16 protein-coding genes are annotated in these 20,907 nt (G+C 70.1%); 9 read left to right on the top strand and 7 right to left on the bottom strand.

Annotated features, from left to right (window positions below; all coding sequences use genetic code 11):
* Positions 1–19: 19 nt before the first annotated feature.
* Together ACIBW9_RS01515 and ACIBW9_RS01520 are read left to right on the top strand one after the other, a co-directional pair.
* Positions 20–2,284 (top strand): ATP-dependent RecD-like DNA helicase, encoded by a 2,265-nt coding sequence (locus ACIBW9_RS01515; protein WP_398950095.1) that lies wholly within the window; start codon positions 20–22, stop codon positions 2,282–2,284.
* 262 nt (positions 2,285–2,546) lie between these two features.
* Complete coding sequence (locus tag ACIBW9_RS01520) at positions 2,547–3,836, top strand: citrate synthase (protein WP_398950097.1); 1,290 nt, start codon at positions 2,547–2,549, stop codon at positions 3,834–3,836.
* 690 nt (positions 3,837–4,526) lie between these two features.
* Here the strand turns inward: ACIBW9_RS01520 and ACIBW9_RS01525 are convergent.
* The 3 genes from ACIBW9_RS01525 to ACIBW9_RS01535 all read right to left on the bottom strand — a co-directional run bounded on the left by ACIBW9_RS01525 (position 4,527) and on the right by ACIBW9_RS01535 (position 7,814).
* A complete protein-coding gene (locus ACIBW9_RS01525; RefSeq protein WP_398950099.1) occupies positions 4,527–6,776 on the bottom strand; it encodes a heavy metal translocating P-type ATPase in 2,250 nt (749 codons plus the stop codon).
* Positions 6,777–6,796: 20 nt separating this feature from the next.
* On the bottom strand, positions 6,797–7,036 hold the full coding sequence (locus tag ACIBW9_RS01530) for a heavy-metal-associated domain-containing protein (protein WP_398950101.1): 240 nt from the start codon (positions 7,034–7,036) through the stop codon (positions 6,797–6,799).
* A gap of 106 nt (positions 7,037–7,142) precedes the next feature.
* Entirely contained in the window at positions 7,143–7,814 is a 672-nt protein-coding gene (locus tag ACIBW9_RS01535) for a TetR family transcriptional regulator (protein WP_398950103.1), read from the bottom strand.
* 131 nt (positions 7,815–7,945) lie between these two features.
* Between ACIBW9_RS01535 and ACIBW9_RS01540 the strand changes: the two genes are divergently transcribed.
* Together ACIBW9_RS01540 and ACIBW9_RS01545 are read left to right on the top strand one after the other, a co-directional pair.
* Positions 7,946–10,228, top strand: a complete 2,283-nt coding sequence (locus tag ACIBW9_RS01540; protein WP_398950105.1) for an MMPL family transporter — start codon at positions 7,946–7,948, stop codon at positions 10,226–10,228.
* Positions 10,179–11,222 (top strand): zinc-dependent alcohol dehydrogenase family protein, encoded by a 1,044-nt coding sequence (locus ACIBW9_RS01545; protein WP_398950107.1) that lies wholly within the window; start codon positions 10,179–10,181, stop codon positions 11,220–11,222. The genes ACIBW9_RS01540 and ACIBW9_RS01545 overlap by 50 nt, the downstream gene beginning before the upstream one ends.
* Here ACIBW9_RS01545 and ACIBW9_RS01550 read toward each other — a convergent pair.
* The 4 genes from ACIBW9_RS01550 to ACIBW9_RS01565 all read right to left on the bottom strand — a co-directional run bounded on the left by ACIBW9_RS01550 (position 11,203) and on the right by ACIBW9_RS01565 (position 14,483).
* On the bottom strand, positions 11,203–11,775 hold the full coding sequence (locus ACIBW9_RS01550; protein WP_398950109.1) for a GNAT family N-acetyltransferase: 573 nt from the start codon (positions 11,773–11,775) through the stop codon (positions 11,203–11,205). The genes ACIBW9_RS01545 and ACIBW9_RS01550 overlap by 20 nt on opposite strands.
* A gap of 60 nt (positions 11,776–11,835) precedes the next feature.
* On the bottom strand, positions 11,836–12,060 hold the full coding sequence (locus ACIBW9_RS01555) for a helix-turn-helix transcriptional regulator (RefSeq protein ID WP_398950111.1): 225 nt from the start codon (positions 12,058–12,060) through the stop codon (positions 11,836–11,838).
* Between the two features lie 401 nt (positions 12,061–12,461).
* Positions 12,462–13,310 (bottom strand): helix-turn-helix domain-containing protein, encoded by an 849-nt coding sequence (locus tag ACIBW9_RS01560; protein ID WP_398952051.1) that lies wholly within the window; start codon positions 13,308–13,310, stop codon positions 12,462–12,464.
* A 252-nt stretch (positions 13,311–13,562) separates the two neighbouring features.
* Complete coding sequence (locus ACIBW9_RS01565) at positions 13,563–14,483, bottom strand: sugar phosphate isomerase/epimerase family protein (protein ID WP_398950113.1); 921 nt, start codon at positions 14,481–14,483, stop codon at positions 13,563–13,565.
* Positions 14,484–14,607: 124 nt separating this feature from the next.
* Here ACIBW9_RS01565 and iolC point away from each other — a divergent pair, with 124 nt between their 5' ends.
* The 5 genes from iolC to mmsA are packed head-to-tail and all read left to right on the top strand — an operon-like array spanning position 14,608 to position 20,770.
* On the top strand, positions 14,608–15,558 hold the full coding sequence (gene iolC / locus ACIBW9_RS01570; RefSeq protein WP_398950115.1) for a 5-dehydro-2-deoxygluconokinase: 951 nt from the start codon (positions 14,608–14,610) through the stop codon (positions 15,556–15,558).
* A gap of 56 nt (positions 15,559–15,614) precedes the next feature.
* Entirely contained in the window at positions 15,615–16,535 is a 921-nt protein-coding gene (locus tag ACIBW9_RS01575) for a deoxyribose-phosphate aldolase (RefSeq protein ID WP_398952053.1), read from the top strand.
* Positions 16,536–16,542: 7 nt separating this feature from the next.
* Positions 16,543–17,370: a 5-deoxy-glucuronate isomerase gene (gene iolB, locus ACIBW9_RS01580; protein WP_398950117.1), complete on the top strand. Its 828-nt coding sequence runs from the start codon at positions 16,543–16,545 to the stop codon at positions 17,368–17,370.
* Positions 17,367–19,253 carry a 3D-(3,5/4)-trihydroxycyclohexane-1,2-dione acylhydrolase (decyclizing) gene (gene iolD, locus ACIBW9_RS01585; protein WP_398950119.1) on the top strand — a complete coding sequence of 629 codons (1,887 nt, stop codon included), beginning with the start codon at positions 17,367–17,369 and terminating at the stop codon, positions 19,251–19,253. The genes iolB and iolD overlap by 4 nt, the downstream gene beginning before the upstream one ends.
* Before the next feature lie 14 nt (positions 19,254–19,267).
* Positions 19,268–20,770 carry a CoA-acylating methylmalonate-semialdehyde dehydrogenase gene (gene mmsA, locus ACIBW9_RS01590; RefSeq protein ID WP_398950121.1) on the top strand — a complete coding sequence of 501 codons (1,503 nt, stop codon included), beginning with the start codon at positions 19,268–19,270 and terminating at the stop codon, positions 20,768–20,770.
* Positions 20,771–20,907 lie beyond the last annotated feature (137 nt).

The following is a 20,907-nucleotide window of genomic DNA, read 5'->3' on the forward strand; positions in this document are numbered from 1 at the left end:
CCGGCTGTAGCGTCGGATCATGTCCAATCAGGCGGGGAGCTCCACACAGGCGGGCGAGCGGCGGCTCGCCGTGCTCGAGGGCGTCCTGGAGCGGATCACGTACGCCAACGAGGAGAACGGCTACACGGTCGCCCGGGTCGACACCGGCAGAGGAGCCGGCGACCTGCTCACGGTCGTCGGCGCGCTGCTCGGCGCCCAGGTCGGCGAATCGCTGCGCATGGAAGGCCGTTGGGGCTCCCACCCCCAGTACGGCAAGCAGTTCACGGTGGAGAACTACACGACGGTGCTCCCGGCCACCGTCCAGGGCATCCGCCGCTACCTCGGCTCGGGGCTGGTCAAGGGCATCGGCCCCGTCTTCGCGGACCGCATCACCCAGCACTTCGGACTGGACACCCTGCGGATCATCGAAGAGGAACCCAAGCGGCTCATCGAGGTCCCCGGGCTCGGCCCCAAGCGCACCAAGAAGATCGCCGACGCCTGGGAGGAGCAGAAGGCGATCAAGGAGGTCATGCTCTTCCTCCAGACCGTCGAGGTGTCCACCTCCATCGCCGTGCGCATCTACAAGAAGTACGGCGACGCCTCGATCTCCGTCGTCAAGAACCAGCCGTACCGCCTCGCGGCCGACGTGTGGGGCATCGGCTTCCTCACCGCCGACAAGATCGCCCAGTCCGTGGGCATCCCGCACGACAGCCCGGAGCGCGTGAAGGCCGGCCTGCAGTACGCGCTGTCGCAGGCCACCGACCAGGGCAACTGCTACCTCCCCGAGGAGCAGTTGATCTCCGACGCGGTGAAGCTGCTGCAGGTCGACACGGGCCTGGTCATCGAGTGCCTCGCCGAGCTCGCCCAGCCGCCCGAGGACGGCGAGGACCCCGGGGTCGTACGGGAGAAGGTGCCAGGACCGGACGGCGGCGACCCGGTGACGGCCGTGTACCTCGTCCCCTTCCACCGCGCCGAACTCTCCCTCTCCGCCCAGCTGTTGCGCCTGCTGCGCACCGACGAGGACCGGATGCCCGGCTTCCACGACGTGGCCTGGGACAAGGCGCTGGCCTGGCTGCAGGGCCGTACGGGCGCCGAGCTCGCGCCCGAGCAGGAGGCCGCCGTCAAGCTGGCGCTGACCCGGAAGGTCGCCGTGCTGACCGGCGGCCCCGGCTGCGGCAAGTCCTTCACGGTCCGCTCGATCGTGGAGCTGGCCCGCGCCAAGAAGGCGAGGGTGGTCCTGGCCGCCCCCACGGGCCGCGCCGCCAAGCGCCTGGCCGAGCTCACCGGGGCCGAGGCCTCCACCGTCCACCGTCTGCTGGAGCTGAAGCCCGGCGGCGACGCGGCGTACGACAAGGACCGCCCTCTCGACGCGGACCTGGTGGTCGTCGACGAGGCCTCCATGCTGGACCTGCTGCTCGCCAACAAGCTGGTGAAGGCCGTCCCGCCGGGCGCCCACCTCCTGTTCGTCGGGGACGTCGACCAACTGCCCAGCGTGGGCGCCGGCGAGGTGCTGCGGGACCTGCTCGCCGACGGCAGCCCGATCCCCGCCGTGCGCCTGACGCGCGTGTTCCGCCAGGCCCAGCAGTCGGGGGTGGTGACGAACGCGCACCGGATCAACTCCGGGCACCACCCCGTCACCGACGGCATGAAGGACTTCTTCCTCTTCGTCGAGGACGACACGGAGGAGGCGGGGCGGCTCACCGTGGATGTGGCCGCCCGTCGGATTCCGGCCAAGTTCGGATTCGACCCGCGCCGGGACGTACAGGTCCTCGCGCCCATGCACCGCGGCCCGGCCGGCGCCGGCACGCTCAACGGTCTGCTCCAGCAGGCCATCACCCCGGGTCGCCCCGATGTGCCGGAGAAGCGGTTCGGCGGCCGGGTCTTCCGGGTCGGCGACAAGGTCACCCAGATTCGCAACAATTACGAGAAGGGCAAGAACGGTGTCTTCAACGGCACCGTCGGCGTGGTCACCTCGCTCGACCCGGTCGACCAGCGCCTGACGGTACTGACGGACGAGGACGAGGAGGTCGCGTACGAGTTCGACGAACTGGACGAGCTGGCCCATGCGTACGCCGTCACCATTCACCGCTCCCAGGGGAGTGAATATCCCGCCGTGGTGGTCCCGGTCACCACCGGAGCCTGGATGATGCTGCAGCGGAATCTGCTGTACACCGCGGTGACCCGGGCCAAGAAGTTGGTCGTCCTGGTCGGTTCGCGCAAGGCGATCGGTCAGGCGGTGCGCACGGTGTCGGCCGGGCGACGCTGCACGGCACTCGACTTCCGGCTCTCTCCGAGACCCCTGTGAGAGCCCCCTGGACCCCTGTGCGGCCCCGCCGAGTCGGGTTTGAGACAGGCATCACGAAAAATGATCGATCAAATGAGTCGTGAAGGTCACAGAGCACTTCCGGATGGGGAACCAAAGGGGCAGGATGAGCAAGTTGGCGGCACTCAGTGCCGTCGATAGGCCCGATGGTCGACCCCGAGTGCACTCTCCTGAGCCAATTGGGGGATGGTAGAGACAGTCAGGGCAACCTCGAAGATGAGGCACTACGTCGGTGAGGGAAGACGTGAGCGACAACTCTGTAGTACTGCGGTACGGCGACGGCGAGTACACCTACCCGGTGATCGACAGCACCGTCGGCGACAAGGGCTTCGACATCGGGAAGCTGCGCGCCCAGACCGGGCTGGTGACCCTGGACAGCGGTTACGGGAACACCGCCGCCTATAAATCCGCGATCACCTACCTCGACGGCGAGGCGGGCATCCTCCGGTACCGCGGCTACCCGATCGAGCAGCTGGCGGAGCGCTCCACCTTCCTGGAGGTCGCCTACCTGCTGATCAACGGCGAACTGCCCACCGTCGACGAGCTCGCCTCGTTCAAGAACGAGATCACGCAGCACACCCTGCTGCACGAGGACGTCAAGAACTTCTACAAGGGCTTCCCGCGCGACGCCCACCCGATGGCCATGCTGTCCTCGGTCGTCTCGGCGCTGTCCACGTTCTACCAGGACAGCCACAACCCGTTCGACGAGAAACAGCGCAACCTCTCGACGATCCGCCTGCTCGCCAAGCTCCCGACGATCGCGGCGTACGCGTACAAGAAGTCGATCGGTCACCCGTTCGTCTACCCGCGCAACGACCTCGGCTACGTCGAGAACTTCCTGCGCATGACGTTCTCGGTCCCGGCGCAGGAGTACGACCTCGACCCGGTCGTCGTGGCCGCCCTCGACAAGCTGCTGATCCTGCACGCGGACCACGAGCAGAACTGTTCGACGTCCACGGTCCGCCTGGTCGGCTCCTCGCAGGCGAACATGTTCGCGTCGATCTCGGCCGGCATCAACGCCCTGTGGGGCCCGCTGCACGGCGGCGCCAACCAGTCCGTCCTGGAGATGCTCGAGGGCATCCAGGCCAACGGCGGCGACGTCGACTCCTTCATCCGCAAGGTGAAGAACAAGGAGGACGGCGTCCGCCTGATGGGCTTCGGCCACCGGGTGTACAAGTCCTTCGACCCGCGCGCGAAGATCATCAAGGCGGCGGCGCACGACGTCCTCTCGGCGCTCGGCAAGTCCGACGAGCTGCTGGACATCGCGCTCAAGCTGGAGGAGCACGCTCTCTCGGACGACTACTTCGTCCAGCGCAACCTCTACCCGAACGTGGACTTCTACACCGGCCTGATCTACCGCGCCATGGGCTTCCCGACCGAGATGTTCACGGTCCTGTTCGCCCTCGGCCGCCTCCCGGGCTGGATCGCCCAGTGGCACGAGATGATCAAGGAGCCGGGCTCCCGCATCGGCCGCCCGCGCCAGATCTACACGGGAGTCGTGGAGCGGGACTTCATCCCGGTCGAAGAGCGCTGATACGCGCCGGTGGCTGGGCCGACCCGTTTTTGAGGGGCGCGGGGCTGCATTCACGTGCGGCTCCGCCGCGAGGCGGAATCGGCCCCCACCGGCCAGGCAGCCGGGAAGCAACCTGAAGACCCCGAACCCCCCGGCCAAATCCGCGCAGCGAAAGGCGCCCTGGCGCCGGTCCCCCCACGGGCCGACGTCCAGGGCGCCTTCCCATGTCCCGGTGCGGATTCCCCCCACGGGATCCGGCCGGGCGTCTGCGAAGACAGCGCCTGAATCGCTGTCGAGTGCGGCGAGCGTTGAGCAGAATGAGCAAAACTCGCCGTACTCATGGTTGTGCGGTCTGCCGGGACAACGCACGCTCGGGAGGGCCGCTCAAAGCACCCCGATGTACGTGGCCCCGGCAACGCACCTCTGAGGACGTCCCCCAAGACACCCTCAGATGCCAGGAAACGCCCCCCAAGACGCTGCCTGACATCGTCAACTTAGACCTTCGAACCCCTTCGATGGTTACGTTCACATCACTGTGATCTGCGTCTCTTGCATTTGTCCGTTAGATACGCAAGAGCTCCGATACTGCGATCGGTGCCCAAGCGTAAGGATGATGCGCGAGCCTTGTGAAGAGCTTATGTGAGGCTGGCGCCGGACTCCAGAGGTGCTCTCACCTCGACTTCAACTAACCGCGGGTAACTTCGCCGGGGTTCAACGGAACGTCCGCAGCCGGAGGCTGTTCGTCACCACGAACACCGACGAGAAGGCCATCGCGGCCCCGGCGATCATCGGATTCAGCAGACCCGCGGCGGCCAGCGGCAACGCGGCCACGTTGTAGCCGAAGGCCCACACCAGGTTGCCCTTGATCGTGGCCAGCGTCCTGCGGGACAGCCGGATCGCGTCCGCGGCCACCCGCAGATCCCCGCGCACCAGCGTCAGATCGCCCGCCTCGATCGCCGCGTCCGTCCCTGTCCCCATCGCCAGACCCAGATCCGCGGTGGCCAGCGCGGCAGCGTCGTTGACCCCGTCGCCGACCATGGCGACCGTACGCCCCTCGGCCTGCAGCCGTCGTACGGCCGCCACCTTGTCCTCGGGCAGGACCTCCGCGATCACCTGCTCGATCCCGACCTCGTCCGCGACCGCCCGGGCGACCGCCCGGTTGTCCCCGGTCAGCAGCACGGGCGTGAGCCCCAGCGCGCGCAGCTCGCGCACCGCCTGGGCGCTGGTCTCCTTGACCGCGTCGGCGACGGCGACGACACCGCGTGCCACCCCGTCCCAGCCGACCACGACGGCGGTACGTCCGTCGCTCTCGGCCTCGGCCCTGGCGCGGGCCAGTTCCTCGGGGAGCCCTTCGAAGAGCCGCCCCACGACCACCTCACGGCCCTCCACACGGCCGCGTACGCCCCGCCCGGGCACGTTCTCGAACTCCTCGACCTCCGGGAGCCGCCCGACCCGCTCCTCGGCGCCCAGGGCGATCGCCCGGGCCACGGGGTGCTCGGAGGCGTGCTCGACGGCGCCCGCGAACCGCAGCACCTCCTTCTCGTCGCTGCCGGCGACGGCGTACACCTCGCGCAGGGTCATCCGGCCGGTGGTGACGGTTCCGGTCTTGTCGAGTACGACGGTGTCGACGCGGCGGGTGGACTCCAGGACCTCCGGGCCCTTGATCAGGATGCCGAGCTGGGCGCCGCGCCCCGTGCCGACCAGCAGCGCGGTCGGCGTGGCCAGGCCCAGCGCGCACGGGCAGGCGATGATCAAGACCGCGACGGCCGCGGTGAACGCGGCCACGGTCTCGCCCGTGACGCCGAGCCACACGCCGAAGGTGCCGACGGCGATCAGCATGACGACCGGCACGAAGACCGCCGAGATCCGGTCGGCGAGCCGCTGCACCTCGGCCTTGCCGTTCTGCGCGTCCTCCACCAGCTTCGCCATCCGCGCCAGCTGGGTGTCGGAGCCGACCCGGGCGGCCTCGACGACCAGCCGCCCGCCGGCGTTGACCGTGCCCCCGGTGACGGCATCGCCCACGCCCACGTCCACCGGCACCGACTCACCGGTCAACATCGAGGCGTCCACGGCGGACGCTCCCTCGACGACGGTGCCGTCGGTCGCGATCTTCTCCCCGGGCCGTACGACGAAACGGTCCCCCACGGCCAGCCGGGACACCGGGACGCGCACTTCACGGCCGTCCCGCAGGACGGACACGTCCTTGGCGCCCAGCTCCAGCAGCGCCCTGAGCGCCGCGCCGGCACGACGCTTGGAGCGGGCCTCCAGATAGCGCCCGAGCAGGATGAACGCGACGACGCCCGCGGCGACCTCGAGGTAGATCGTGGACGCCCCGTCCATGCGCGAGACGGTGAACCTGAACTCGTCGTGCATGCCCGGCATGCCCGCGTCGCCGAAGAACAGCGCCCACAGCGACCAGCCGAAAGCGGCCAGCGTGCCGACCGAGACCAGCGTGTCCATGGTGGCGGCGCCGTGCCGGGCGTTCGTCCAGGCGGCCTTGTGGAAGGGCAGCCCGCCCCAGACGACCACGGGCGCGGTGAGCGTGAGCGCCAGCCACTGCCAGTCGTCGAACTGCAGGGCCGGGATCATCGACAGCAGTACGACGGGGAGCGCGAGCAGGGCGGAGACGGTGAAGCGCTGCCGGTAGGCGGCCGGTTCCGGGTCCTCGGCGGCCTTCTCCCCGGCGGGCTCCGGCTGTGGCGGGAGCGGCTCCTCGGCCGTGTATCCCGTCTTCACCACGGTGGCGATCAGGTCGGCGACCTGGATGCCCGCGGGGTAGGTCACCTTCGCCTTCTCCGTCGCGAAGTTCACCGTGGCGGTGACGCCGTCCATGCGGTTGAGCTTCTTCTCGACGCGGGCCGCGCAGGAGGCGCAGGTCATCCCGCCGATGAGCAGCTCGACCTCGGAGGCGTCCGCTGCCGTGCGTATCCGTGCCGGTGTCTGTGTGGTGGTGCTGCTCATCTCGGGCTCCCGGGCCTTGGTCAGACCTGGCCGACGAGCTCGAAGCCCGCCTCGTCCACCGCGGCGCGCACGGCGGCCTCGTCGAGCGGGGCCGCGGAGACGACGGTGACCTCACCGGACGCGGCGACGGCCGTCACCGAGGTGACGCCGGGTAGCTCGCGGATCTCACCGGAGACGGAACCCTCGCAGTGTCCGCAGCTCATGCCGCTCACCTTGTAGACGGTGGTGACGGTACCCGGGGTGTCGGTCTGGGCGGTCATGTCGTTCTCCTCGTCGAGGCGTGTGGGGCTGCGGGGGCCCACGGGAGGCCCTCCACTTCTCACACTATACCCCTAGGGGGTACCCATCCAAGGAGGGGTGCGGCACTCATGCGGTGCGCGTCGTGGCGGCGCCCGTGTCCTGTCGGGTGCCCAGTCGGTCGCCGACCAGGGGCTCCAGATAGCGGATCAGCACGTTCTTGATCTCCTGGGTGTACGCGTCGCGCTCGGCGCCCTCATGGGCGAGCACCAGCTCCAGACCCGCCTTGTACATGCCGAGGCAGACATGTGCGGTACGCGTGACCTCGGCCGGGGGTGCGTCCGGGAGCAGCGAGGACAGCAGGTCCTCGATCCGGGAGACCAGGGTCGCGTGCAGGGCGTCGTGCTCCTCGGCGATCCGCCCAGGGATGTCGGGGCCGTGCATCAGTGCGAAGAACACCGGGTGGTCGCAGTTGAAGGCGATGAAACGGTCCACGGCGGCACCGACCGCCTCCTCCAGCGGTGTCGCCGGGTCGACCGGTGCGAGCGCCTCGCCGTACGTCTCCCGCATCTCGTGCATCAGCCGGTCGCCCAGCTCGATCGCGATCGCTTCCTTGTTCGGGAAGAACTGGTACAGAGTGCCCGGTGAGACGCCGGCCTGGCGGGCGATGGCGTTGGTGCTGGCGGCCGTGTAGCCGGTGGTGCAGAAGACCGAGGCGGCGGCCTCGAGGAGCTGGGCGATGCGGCGCTCGCCGCGGGCCTGGCGGCGGCGCGGCTGCTCCTGCTGTGAGTTCTCGGGCACGCGTTATCCCCAGTTCTCCGAACGCGATTGACAAACGCGAGCGGTCGCTCGCATTCTGGGTCCAGATGAAACACGAGCGCTGTCTCGTGTTTGCCAGTTTATGGTTTTCACGGTGAAGGGGACACCGCACGATGACCGAAGTCAACAAGCCACCGCGCCCCGGGGGCTGGACCCGCTTTGTGACCGCTCGCCCGCGGCTCTCACTCCTTGTGGCCTTGGTCATCACCGCGCTCGCCGTGCTGGCAGGCAGCGGGGTGGCCGACCGCCTGGGCAGCGGCGGCTGGGAGGACCCGGCCGCCCAGTCGACGTTTGCGACCAAGGCGCTGGAGCGCGAGTTCCCGGACTCCCAGCCCAATCTGCTGCTGCTCGTCGACGCGGGCCGCTCCTCGGTGGACGATCCGGCTGTCGCAGCCCAGGCCCGGCGCCTCACCGCGCGCCTGGCCGGTGAGAAGGGCGTCATAGGCGTCGGCTCCTACTGGCAGTCCGAGTCGCCGGCCCTCCGCGCGAAGGACGGCCACGAGGCGCTGATCGCCGCGCACATCACCGGCGACGAGAAGGCGATGGGCGACACCCTGGACCGCATCGCGGCCCACTACCGCGGCACACACGGCGCGGTGCAGGTGAAGGTCGGCGGCCTCGTCGCGGTGCGGCACGAGATGCAGACGATCATCAAGGAGGACCTGACCCGCGCCGAGATGATCGCCCTGCCGGTGACGCTCGTGCTGCTGGTGATGGTCTTCGGCTCGGCGATCGCCGCCCTGCTGCCGCTGGGCATCGGCATCGTCGCGATCCTCGGCACGAACGCGGTGTTGCGCGGGCTGACCGAGTTCACCGACGTCTCGGTCTTCGCGATGAACCTCACCACGGCCCTCGGCCTGGGACTGGCCATCGACTACGCCCTGTTCATCGTCCGCCGCTTCCGTGAAGAACTGTCCACGGGCGCCGACCCGTTGACCGCGGTGGGCACCACCCTGCGCACGGCCGGCCGTACCGTCCTCTTCTCCTCCCTCACGGTCGCGGTCTCCCTCGCGGCGATGCTGCTCTTCCCGCAGTACTTCCTGCGGTCCTTCGCCTACGCCGGCATAGCGGTCGTCCTGCTGGCCGCCGCGGCCGCGCTGATCCTGCTCCCGGCGGCCCTGATGCTGCTCGGACACCGGGTCAACTCCCTGGATCTGCGCCGTCTGTTCCGGCGCGGACGGACGCCGAAGGCCTCCGGCGAGGAGGGCACGGCCTGGGCGCGGACGGCGACCCTTGTGATGCGCCGGGCCCCGCTCTTCGCCGTGGCGACCACCACCGTCCTGATCGTCCTCGGACTGCCCTTCCTGGGCGTGAAGTTCGGCACCGCGGACGACCGCCAGCTCCCCTCGACCGCAGAGTCCCACGTGGTCCAGCAGCACATCCGCGACGGCTTCCCGGGCAGCCCCGGCGGCGGCCTGGAGGTGCTCGCCGAGGGCGGTTCGACCCCTGCCCAGTACACCGCGTACAAGGGCCGCATAGCTGATCTGCCCGGCGTGCTGAGGGTGGACGGCCCGCTGGTGAAGGGGCAGTCGGCGTACTTCACCGTGCTGCCGAAGGGCGAGGCCGTGGACGACGCGGCCCAACGCCTGGTGGGTGAACTGCGCGCCACGCACGCCCCCTTCGACACCAAGGTGACCGGCACGGCGGCCGTTCTGGTCGACTCCAAGCATGCGATAGCCGAGCGTCTGCCCTGGGCGGCCGCCTTCATCGCGATCGTCACCCTGCTCCTGGTGTTCCTGCTGACCGGCAGCGTGCTGATACCGATCCAGGCGGTGGTGCTCAACGCGCTCAGCCTGACCGCCATGTTCGGCGCGGTGGTCTGGGTCTTCCAGGACGGCCATCTGTCCGGCCTGCTCGGCTTCACCAGCCCCGGCTCCATAGAGACCACCCTGCCGGTCCTGATGTTCTGCGTGGCCTTCGGCCTCTCCATGGACTACGGCGTCTTCCTGCTCTCCCGCATCAAGGAGGAGTACGACAGGACGGGCGACCACAACGAGGCGGTCCGCCACGGCCTGCAGCGCACAGGCGGCCTGATCACAGCGGCGGCGGTGATCCTGGCAGTGGTGATGGTCGCCATCGGCACCTCACGGGTCACCAACACCAAGATGCTGGGCCTGGGCATCGCCCTGGCGGTACTGATGGACGCGATGATCGTACGGAGCCTGCTGGTACCGGCGGTGATGAGGCTGACGGGGCGGGCGACCTGGTGGGCGCCGGGGCCGTTGCGACGCTTCCACGAGCGGTTCGGCTTGAGCGAGGGGCAGGATGAGCGCCCCGTGAGGGGCGCGGGGAACGGCGCGACCAGCCACGATGTACCCGCAGAGACAAACGGCGATGGGAGCGCAGATGCGGGCAGTGGTGATCGAGCAGTACGGGAGCCGGCCCGACGTACGTGAGGTACCCGACCCCCGCCCCGCCGACCACGGAGTGGTCGTCCGCGTCGAGGCCACCGGCCTCTGCCGAAGCGACTGGCACGGCTGGCAGGGCCACGACCCCGACATCACCCTCCCTCACGTACCGGGTCACGAACTGGCAGGCGTCGTAGAGGCAGTCGGCGCCCGAGTGACCGCCTGGCGTCCAGGCGACCGTGTCACCGTCCCCTTCGTCTGCGCCTGCGGCAGCTGCGCGGCATGCGCCGCGGGCGACCAGCAGGTGTGCGAACGCCAGACCCAGCCCGGCTTCACCCACTGGGGCTCCTTCGCCCAGTACGTGGCGCTGGACCACGCGGACGTGAACCTGGTGGCCGTCCCGGAGAGCCTGTCGTTCGCCACAGCGGCAGCGCTGGGCTGCCGATTCGCCACGGCGTTCCGTGCGGTCGTGCAGCAGGGCCGGGTGGCGGCGGGGGAGTGGGTCGCGGTGCACGGCTGCGGGGGTGTGGGCCTGTCCGCGGTGATGATCGCGGCGGCATCGGGGGCGCGGGTGATCGCGGTGGACGTATCGCCTCAGGCTTTGGACCTGGCGCGGAAGTTCGGCGCGACGGAGTGCGTGGACGCGAGGCGGACACCGGACACGGCCGCGGCGATCCGCGAGCTGACCGGCGGCGGCGCGCAGTTGTCCCTCGACGCCCTGGGCTCGCCCGCCACCTGCGCCGCCTCGGTGAACGGCCTGCGCCGCCGTGGACGCCACGTCCAGGTGGGCCTGCTCCCGTCGCCCACCGGCACGACCCCCGTCCCGATGGCCCGAGCGATCGCCCTGGAGCTCGAACTCCTCGGCAGCCACGGCATGGCGGCGCACACTTATCCGCCGATGCTGGAGCTGGTCAGAGCGGGCGTGCTCCGCCCCGACCTGCTGGTCACGTCCACGATCACCCTGGACGCGACCCCCGACGCGCTGGTGGCGATGGGGACGGCGCCGGGAGCGGGGGTGACGGTCATCGAGCCGTGGAGTTGAACGAGCGGGCGGTCCACTCCCGGTCGAGGATCGACATGATCACCTCGTCGGCCCACTCCCCCTGCCGTAGTTGCACCTCCCGCCGCACACCCTCGACGACGAACCCGACCTTCTCGTAGACGCGCAGGGCGCGTCGGTTGTGGGCATAGGCCTCCAACTGGATCCGGTGGAGGCGGAGTTGCTCGAAGCCGTACCCGACGATGAGCCGGGTGGCCTCGGTGCCGATGCCGCGGCCACGCCCCCGCGGTCCGATGAGGGTGCGGAACGTGCAAGCGCGCGCCGCCGGATCCCAGTCGTACAGGACCACCTCGCCGAGGAGTTCGCCGCTGTCCGGGTCGGTGACGGCGAGGTCGAGCCGGTCGGGGGCGGTGGCCCGGGAGCCGTACCAGGACCGCAGGCGCTCCGGAGTGAGCTCGGTCGACGGCTCAAAGGTGAAGCGGATCACCTCGGGGTCCTCGATGATCTCTCCCATCACCTTGGCGTCGGCCGCGGTGAAGGGCCGCAGGACGGTCTTCTCGCCGGTCAGTACGGGTTTCACGGAGAAGTCGCTCATGAGACGACTGTGCCCCACTGGTCAGGTGGGGCACAGGTCCTTTTCCGGCAGGTCAGGAGTTCAGGAGGCCGGGTGGTCAGGGGTCTCGTCGTCTCTGCGGCCGCGGTTTCCGGGCCGGGAGGCGACCCAGGCCCGGACGGTGTCCGCGTACCAGAAGGGCTTGCCGCCCTCGACGTGGTCGGGCGGTGGCAGCAGCCCGTGTTTGCGGTAGGACCGCACGGTGTCCGGCTGCACCTTGATGTGCGCCGCGATCTCCTTGTACGACCAGAGCCTTCGGTCGGTCATGGGTAGCACCTCCCCGCGCGCACCGCGGGGGCGGCCGGGGGCGGCCGTCGGGGGAACCGGGCGCTGCGCTGGCGATCACAGATCTGTGCCCGGTCAACGACGGAGCGTGAGGGGAGGGCAGGGTCTGTGGGACTGGTGTGACACATGCCTCGCTCACCTGCGACACCTGTGACACGGGAGGGGTGTTTGTGACACGAGCGCTGCAAACGCGCGGGCGGGCTCAGAAGCGTGGTGGGTTGACATCGCCGAGGTGGGCCGGACCCTTCCCCAGGCTCTCGACTTCGCTCGAGCCCGGGGAGGCCCCTATCGCCGGGCCCGGCCCACCAGGCTCCCCCGCTTCCCCGTGGAGGTGCCGTCGGAGACCTCCCCCCGGGATCTCCCGCCGGACGATCAGGGTGCATTCAGCGCACCCTGCCGGTCTTGGAAAAAAGCGAACTTCGCGTGGACGTGAGCAACAGGCTCGTCGCCTCGCCGGTCATCCGGTCCGCCGCGGGCACACCCGGCTGGGACACCGGCGGAAGCACCCGGGCCCTGGTGAATTCCCGCGGGGTGCACCCCGTCATGGCCTTGAACTCGCCGCTCAGATGCGCCTGGTCGTAGAACCCGCAGATCGCCGCCGTCTCCGCCTGTCCGCGCCCCTGAGCCAGCAAGCGCCGCGCCCGCTGCAGCCGCAGTACCCGTGCCGCGACCTTCGGCCCGAGCCCGATCTGCTCCCGGAACCGGTTCTCCAACTGCCGTACGCTCCAGCCGACCTCGTCGGCGAGCGACCGCACCGGCACCGCACCCCACGTCCGTACCAGCTCCGACCAGGCCCGCACGACCCGTGCCGAACTCGGCGTCCCGGCCTGCGACCAGCGCACCAGCACCTCGTCGAGCAGCCCGAACCGCTGCTCCCACGTCGGCAACGCGGCCAGCGCGGTGGACAGTTCGCCGATGGTGCCGCGACGGTCGCCCGCCCGCCGCGTGCCCAGGATGTGCGGAAGGTCGTCGGGGGTGAGGGTGCGGTCGACGAGTTCGTACAGCGGGGTGCCGAAGAGGGTGAACGCCGTCCACGGCGTCATCAGCACCTCGATGCCCGACAGCCGCCCGCCGTGCTCACCGAGCGCGGGCGTGGTCGTCGGCCCGGCGAACACGGACACCAGTTCCACCGGCGCCCGCCCCGCCCGCGTCACCGTGACCGCCTGCTCGAACCCGAGCAACAACGTCGCCGCCCCGATCGGCGCCTCCAGCCGCCGCCGCGGCCGGTCCAGGGCAAGCCTGATCCCGCGGTAACTGATCACGCCGGGCCGCAACCGAGGATCGGGCCGAGCAAGAACGGTCTCCCACGACCCCCAGGGCCCTTGCCCGGACCGGGCATGCACAGCACTTGTCATCCACCTATGCTGCAACCCCCCCCAGGGGCGCGGGACGGTGTCAATGTGCGGCTCCGCCGCGTGGGCGCGACAAGCCGCGACGAACCCGCAGCCGCAAACGCACAGAGCCCTGCAGACGATCGGGCGCTCTCACGCCCCGCAGGACCGCAGGAACGCCCGCGTCCGCTGCGCAATCGGCAACGGCTTGTCCGGCTCACACGGGTACATGTCCTGCTCGACGATCGCGAACAGATCCACATCCAGCTTCTGCGCAGCCTCCAGCACGGGCCCCAACGCGGGCACCCCTGCCGGTGGTTCGCACATCACACCCCGTGCCACCGCGGGCCCGAACGGCACCTGGTTGGCCCGGACGTCGGCAAGAATCTCCGGATCCACCTGCTTGAGGTGCAGATACCCGATCCGCTCCCCATACGTCTCGATCAGCTTGACGCTGTCCCCGCCGCAGTACGCGTAGTGCCCCGTGTCCAGGCACAGCGACACCACAGAGGAGTCCGTCCCGTCCAGGAAGCGGACGACGTTCTCCTCGCTGTCGATATGCGTGTCGGCATGCGGGTGGACGACGATCTGCAGCCCGTACCGCTCCCGCACCTCGTGCCCGAGCCGCTCGGTCAGCGAGGTCAGGTTCCGCCACTGCTCGGCCGTCAGGGTGTCCGGCTCCAGTACCTCACCGGTCTTGTCGTCCCGCCAGAAGGACGGGATGACCACCAGGTGGGAGGCGCCCATGGCCTGCGCGAGCACCGCGTTGTCCGCGACATGCGCCCAGGTCTTCTCCCACACCGCCTCGCCGTGGTGCAGGCCCGTGAACACGGTCCCCGCCGAAACCTTCAGGCCACGCCGTGAGGTCTCCTCGGTGAGAACGGCCGGATCGGTCGGCAGGTAGCCGTACGGGCCCAGCTCGATCCACTCGTAGCCGGACTGCGCGACCTCGTCGAGGAAGCGCTGCCAGGGCACCTGCTGCGGGTCGTCGGGGAACCACACACCCCAGGAGTCGGGAGCCGACCCGATCCGGATGCGGGACAGTGAGGAAGAAGAGGGTGACAACGACGTCATGCCGGCCAGCTTCGGTGGGACGGTAAGCGCTGTCAAGGTCTCGTCCGAATGTCTGGACAAAACATTGACAGGGCTCCGCGTGCGGGGCTAGAAACGCGGGGAGAGCCGTGACGAAGGGAAGCCGATGGCGTACGACCTGATCACCATGGGGCGGATCGGGGTGGACCTGTATCCGCTCCAGACCGGTGTCCCCCTGCCGCAGGTGACGAGCTTCGGCAAGTTCCTCGGCGGCTCGGCGACCAACGTCGCGGTCGCCGCGGCCCGCCTCGGACGCCGTACGGCGGTGATCACGCGCACCGGCGATGACCCCTTCGGCGCCTATCTGCACGAGGCGCTGCGGGGCTTCGGCGTCGACGACCGCTGGGTCACCCCGGTCCCCGGCCTGCCCACCCCGGTCACCTTCTGCGAGATCTTCCCGCCGGACGACTTCCCGCTGTACTTCTACCGGCAGCCCAAGGCCCCCGACCTGGAGATGGACGCCCACGAGCTCGACCTCGACGCCATCCGCGACGCCCGCATCTTCTGGGTCACCGGCACCGGTCTGAGCGAGGAGCCCAGCCGTACGGCGACGCTGGCGGCCCTCGCCCACCGCGCGAAGGCCGGTACGACGGTCTTCGACCTCGACTGGCGCCCCATGTTCTGGCAGGACCCCGCGGCCGCCCGCCCCTTCTACAAGGAGGCCCTGCGCCACACCACCGTCGCGGTGGGCAACCTCGACGAGGTGGAGGTCGCCACCGGAGTGCGTGAACCGCAGGCCGCCGCCCGGGCGTTGCTGGACGCGGGCGTCGAACTCGCCGTCGTCAAGCAGGGCCCCAAGGGCGTCCTCGCCGTCAACAGCAAGGGCGAGTCCGTCGAGGTCCCGCCGCTCCCGGTGAACGTCCTCAACGGCCTCGGTGCCGGCGACGCGTTCGGCGGCTCCCTCTGCCACGGTCTGCTGGAGGGCCGGGACCTGGAGACGGTCATGCGGCACGCCAACGCGGCCGGCGCGATCGTCGCCTCCCGACTGGAGTGCTCCTCCGCCATGCCGACGCCGGACGAGATCGAAGCCGCCCTCAAGGCCGGAGCAGTGCTGTGAGCACCCGCAAGCGCCGCAAGGGCGTGGACGAGACGGACGACACCGGCTGCCTGGGCATGACCGTGGTTCCGAGGAGCGAGTCCGCTCCCGCACCCCCGACCGTGGACGTCGGCGAACTCGTCCGCATCCGGGCCCACCGCCCCGAGGCGATAGCCGAGGCCGCAGCCCGCCGCACCCGCAGGCCGCTCCTCGGCGACTCCGGCCGGCTGATGATCGTCGCCGCCGACCACCCGGCCCGCGGCGCGCTCGGGGTCGGCGACCGCAGGTTCGCCATGGCCAACCGCGCCGACCTGCTGGAACGCCTCTGCCTGGCACTGTCCCGGCCCGGCGTCGACGGTGTCCTCGCCACCGCCGACATCCTCGACGACCTGCTGCTCCTCGGCGCCCTCGACGGCAAGGTCGTCATGGGCTCGATGAACCGCGGCGGCCTCCAGGGCGCCAGCTTCGAACTCGACGACCGCTTCACCGGCCACCGCGCCGAGGACATCGAACGCCTCGGCTTCGACGCCGGCAAGCTGCTCCTGCGCATCGACTACGACGACCCGGGCTCCCTCACCACCCTGGAGTCCACCGCCCGCGCCATCGACGACATGGCCGCGCGCAGGCTGCCCGTCTTCGTCGAGCCGTTCCTCAGCCGCCGTACGGAGGAGGGCCGGCTGAAGAACGACCTGTCCGCCGAGGCCGTCACCAAGTCCATCGCCATCGCCTCGGGTCTGGGCGGCACCTCGGCCTACACCTGGCTGAAGCTGCCGGTCACCGAGAACCCGGACGACATGTCCGAGGTCATGGAGACCTCCACGTTGCCTGCCGTGCTGCTGGGCGGCGAGGTCGGCGACGACCAGGACGGCGCGTACGAGAAGTGGCGCGGCGCCCTCCAGCTCCCCACCGTGCGCGGCCTGGTGGTCGGGCGTTCGCTGCTGTACCCGGCGGACGGCGATGTGGCCGCCGCCGTGGACACCGCCGTAGGACTGCTGTGAGGACCGCATGAGCAGCAAGGAGCTGTACGTCGCACGGGGCACCACCGCGGATGCCGAGTACGCGCTCGACATCGACCCGGAGCGGGCCGGCTGGGCGTACTGCAGTCTGCGGATCGTCGAGCTGGAGCCGGGTGGTACGCACGCCTTCACCACCGGCGACAGTGAGTGGATCGTGCTTCCGCTGCATGGCGGATGTACCGTGCGCACAGCCGACGGCACAAGCGACGAAGAGTTCCAACTCCTGGGCAGGGACAGCGTGTTCGCGTCGGTCTCCGACTTCGCGTACGCACCCCGTGACGCCCGGGTCCAGATCGCCTCCGGCGCGGGAGGCCGCTTCGCCCTGGCAGGAGCGAAGTGCGAGCGACAACTCCCCGCCCGCTACGGCCCCGCGCCGGAGGTCCCCGTCGAAGAGCGCGGCAGCGGCAACCGGTTGCGGCACGTCCGCAACTTCGCCTCTGCTGACGCCTTCGACTGCGACAAGCTCATCGCCGTCGAGGTCGTCACCCCCGGCGGCAACTGGTCCTCGTACCCGCCGCACAAGCACGACGAGCACCGGCCGGGCGTGGAGGCGGAGCTGGAGGAGATCTACTACTTCGAGATCGACGGCCCGAACGGTTTCGGCTATCAGCGCGTATCCCCTTCCCGTGAGGGCGGATCGGACGTCCTCGCGGAGGTCCGCTCCGGTGATGCCGTCCTCGTCCCCGACGGATGGCACGGCCCGTCGATCGCCCAGCCCGACCACGACATGTACTACCTGAACGTCATGGCGGGCCCGGGCGAGACACGTGAGTGGCGGATCTGCTTCCATCCGGAACACACGGAGGGTTACCGATGACGTCCTCAACGACGAGGCTCACGGTCGCGCAGGCACTCGTCCGCTTCCTGTCGGCCCAGTACACCGAGCGCGACGGCGTCCGGCAGCGGCTGATCGGTGCCACCTGGGGCATCTTCGGCCACGGCAACGTGGCGGGGATCGGCCAGGCGCTCGTCGAGTACGCCGACGAGATGCCGTTCCACCAGGGCCGCAACGAACAGGCCATGGTGCATGCGGCGGTCGGTTACGCGAGGCAGTCGGGCCGCCTGTCCACCCACGCGGTGACGACCTCCATCGGTCCGGGCGCCACCAACCTCGTCACGGGCGCCGCCCTCGCGACCGTCAACCACCTCCCGGTGCTGCTCCTGCCCGGCGACGTCTTCGCCACCCGCCCCGCCGACCCGGTGCTCCAGCAGCTCGAGGTCCCGTACGCCGGTGATGTGTCGGTCAACGACAGCCTGCGCCCGGTGTCGAAGTACTTCGACCGCATCACCCGGCCGGAGGCCCTGATCCCATCCGCCCTGAACGCCATGCGCGTGCTGACCGACCCCGTCGAGACCGGCGCCGTGACCCTGGCCCTTCCGCAGGACGTCCAGGCGGAGGCCTTCGACTGGCCGGAGGAGTTCTTCGCCGAGCGCACGTGGGTCGTACGGCGTCCGGGTGCCGACCCGGCCGAACTCGCCGAGGCCGTACGGGCGATCAGGTCCGCGCGCAGGCCGCTCGTCATCGCGGGCGGCGGCGTCCACCACAGCCGTGCCGAGGAGGCCCTCGCCGAGTTCGCCGGGGCCGCCGGCATCCCGGTCGCTTCCACCCAGGCCGGCAAGGGCTCCCTGCGCCACGACCACCCGCAGGACGTCGGCGGCATCGGCCACACGGGCACGGCGACCGCGAACGAGCTCGCCCGCACCGCCGACCTGGTGATCGGCGTGGGGACCAGGTACACCGACTTCACCACGGCCTCCGGCACCCTGTTCACCGGCGGGGGCGTGCGCTTCCTCAACCTCAACATCGCGTCCTTCGACGGCCACAAGCTGGCCGGTCTGCCCCTGATCGCGGACGCCCGCAGCGGCCTCCAGGAGCTCACCGCGGCCCTCGACCTGCATGCGTACGAGGTCGCGGCCTCCTACGTCACCGAGTACACCGAGGACAAGGAGCGCTGGGAACAGCGCGTCGACGCCTGCTACGAGGCCGACGAGCCGGACGTACGCCCCACGCAGCCGCAGGTCCTCGGCGCCCTGGACGCGCTGGTGGACGAGTCCGACGTCATCATCAACGCGGCCGGCTCCCTCCCCGGCGACCTGCACAAACTGTGGCGGGCGCGCTCGCGGGACCAGTACCACCTGGAGTACGGCTACTCCTGCATGGGCTACGAGATACCGGCCGCGATCGGTGTGAAGCTGGCCGCACCGGACCGGCCCGTGTGGGCGCTGGTCGGCGACGGCACGTATCTGATGATGCCGACGGAGATCGTGACCGCCGTGCAGGAGGGCATCGCGATCAAGGTCCTGCTGATCCAGAACCATGGCTACGCGTCCATCGGCGGCCTGTCCGAGTCGGTGGGCGGCGAGCGGTTCGGCACCGCCTACCGCTTCCGGTCCGACGACGGTACGTACACGGGGGCGCCGCTGCCCGTGGATCTCGCCGCCAACGCCGCCAGCCTGGGTATGCGGGTGCTGCGCGCGAAGACCGTGGCGGACCTGCGGACGGCGCTCGCCGAGGCGCGCGCCGCCGACACACCCACATGTGTCTACGTCGAGACCGAAACGGCCGACACTGTGTCGGGCCCGCCGCCGGCGCAGGCCTGGTGGGATGTACCTGTGGCCGAGACCGCGACCCGACCGTCGGCGGTGAAGGCCCGCGAGCTGTACGAACGGCACGTCTCGACCCGACGCCGCCATCTGTGAAGGAGAAACCGGGCATGACGAAGATCGTCAACCACTGGATCGGCGGCAAGACCGTCGAAGGCGCGTCGGGCACGTACGGGCCGGTCACCGACCCTGCCACCGGCGCGGTCACCACGAAGGTCGCCTTCGCCTCGGTCGACGAGGTCGACGCGGCGGTCGCCGCCGCGAAGGACGCCTTCGCCACCTGGGGCACCTCCTCGCTCGCGAAGCGGACCTCGATCCTGTTCAGGTTCCGGGCGCTGCTGGAGGCGAACCGGGACGCGATCGCCGAGCTGATCACCGCCGAGCACGGCAAGGTGCACAGTGACGCGCTGGGCGAGGTCGCTCGCGGCCTGGAGATCGTCGACCTGGCGTGCGGGATCACCGTGCAGCTGAAGGGCGAGCTGTCGACCGAGGTGGCCAGCCGCGTGGACGTCTCGTCCATCCGCCAGCCGCTCGGCGTCGTCGCGGGCATCACGCCGTTCAACTTCCCGGCGATGGTCCCGATGTGGATGTTCCCGATCGCCATCGCGACCGGCAACACCTTCGTCCTCAAGCCGTCCGAGAAGGACCCGTCGGCCTCCATCAAGCTGGCCGAGCTGCTCGCGGAGGCCGGTCTGCCGGACGGCGTCTTCAACGTCGTGCACGGCGACAAGGTGGCCGTCGACCGCCTCCTGGAGCACCCGGACGTCAAGGCGGTGTCGTTCGTCGGCTCCACACCCATCGCCCGCTACATCCACACCACCGCCGCCGCGAACCACAAGCGCGTGCAGGCCCTGGGCGGCGCCAAGAACCACATGCTGGTCCTGCCGGACGCCGACCTGGACGCGGCCGCCGACGCCGCCGTGTCGGCCGCCTACGGCTCCGCGGGCGAGCGCTGCATGGCCATCTCCGCGGTCGTCGCGGTCGGCACCATCGGCGACGAGCTGGTGGAGAAGATCCGCGAGCGCGCCGAGAAGATCAAGATCGGCCCCGGCAACGACCCCACCTCCGAGATGGGCCCGCTGATCACGAAGGTCCACCGCGACAAGGTGGCGTCCTACGTCACCGGCGCGGCGGCCGAGGGCGCCGAGGTCGTGCTCGACGGTACCGGCTACACCGTCGAGGGCTTCGAGGACGGCCACTGGATCGGCATCTCCCTCCTCGACAAGGTGCCCACCACCGCCAAGGCCTACCAGGACGAGATCTTCGGTCCGGTCCTGTGCGTCCTGCGCGTGGACACCTACGAGGAGGGCGTGGCCCTCATCAACGCCTCGCCGTTCGGCAACGGCACCGCGATCTTCACCCGGGACGGCGGCGCCGCCCGCCGCTTCCAGCTGGAGATCGAGGCCGGCATGGTCGGCGTGAACGTCCCGATCCCGGTCCCCGTCGGCTACCACAGCTTCGGCGGCTGGAAGGACTCCCTCTTCGGCGACCACCACATCTACGGCAACGACGGCACGCACTTCTACACCCGCGGCAAGGTCGTCACCACCCGCTGGCCCGACCCCGCCGACGCCCCCTCCGGCGTCGACCTGGGCTTCCCGCGCAACCACTGACGCAGGAGTCAGGGGCCGTCCGTATTGCGGACGGCCCCGTTTTTTTGTGCCTCGGGACTACGGTTCCCGCATGAGCGAAAGGCTGCGAATTCCCCGCTTGGTGTGCCGTATCCGCGATCAAAGGCCCATTTGATCTA

Source organism: Streptomyces sp. NPDC049541 (genome assembly GCF_044465725.1).
GTDB lineage: Bacteria > Actinomycetota > Actinomycetes > Streptomycetales > Streptomycetaceae > Streptomyces.

Bases quoted from the DNA above. Each gene is read 5' to 3' on its own strand.
- ACIBW9_RS01515 (WP_398950095.1), top strand. From the start codon at position 20: ATGTCCAATCAGGCGGGGAGCTCCACACAGGCGGGCGAGCGGCGGCTC.
- ACIBW9_RS01525 (WP_398950099.1), bottom strand. From the start codon at position 6,776: ATGAGCAGCACCACCACACAGACACCGGCACGGATACGCACGGCAGCG.
- ACIBW9_RS01530 (WP_398950101.1), bottom strand. From the start codon at position 7,036: ATGACCGCCCAGACCGACACCCCGGGTACCGTCACCACCGTCTACAAG.
- ACIBW9_RS01540 (WP_398950105.1), top strand. From the start codon at position 7,946: ATGACCGAAGTCAACAAGCCACCGCGCCCCGGGGGCTGGACCCGCTTT.
- ACIBW9_RS01545 (WP_398950107.1), top strand. From the start codon at position 10,179: ATGCGGGCAGTGGTGATCGAGCAGTACGGGAGCCGGCCCGACGTACGT.
- ACIBW9_RS01550 (WP_398950109.1), bottom strand. From the start codon at position 11,775: ATGAGCGACTTCTCCGTGAAACCCGTACTGACCGGCGAGAAGACCGTC.
- ACIBW9_RS01555 (WP_398950111.1), bottom strand. From the start codon at position 12,060: ATGACCGACCGAAGGCTCTGGTCGTACAAGGAGATCGCGGCGCACATC.
- ACIBW9_RS01565 (WP_398950113.1), bottom strand. From the start codon at position 14,483: ATGACGTCGTTGTCACCCTCTTCTTCCTCACTGTCCCGCATCCGGATC.
- iolC (WP_398950115.1), top strand. From the start codon at position 14,608: ATGGCGTACGACCTGATCACCATGGGGCGGATCGGGGTGGACCTGTAT.
- ACIBW9_RS01575 (WP_398952053.1), top strand. From the start codon at position 15,615: ATGACCGTGGTTCCGAGGAGCGAGTCCGCTCCCGCACCCCCGACCGTG.
- iolB (WP_398950117.1), top strand. From the start codon at position 16,543: ATGAGCAGCAAGGAGCTGTACGTCGCACGGGGCACCACCGCGGATGCC.
- iolD (WP_398950119.1), top strand. From the start codon at position 17,367: ATGACGTCCTCAACGACGAGGCTCACGGTCGCGCAGGCACTCGTCCGC.
- mmsA (WP_398950121.1), top strand. From the start codon at position 19,268: ATGACGAAGATCGTCAACCACTGGATCGGCGGCAAGACCGTCGAAGGC.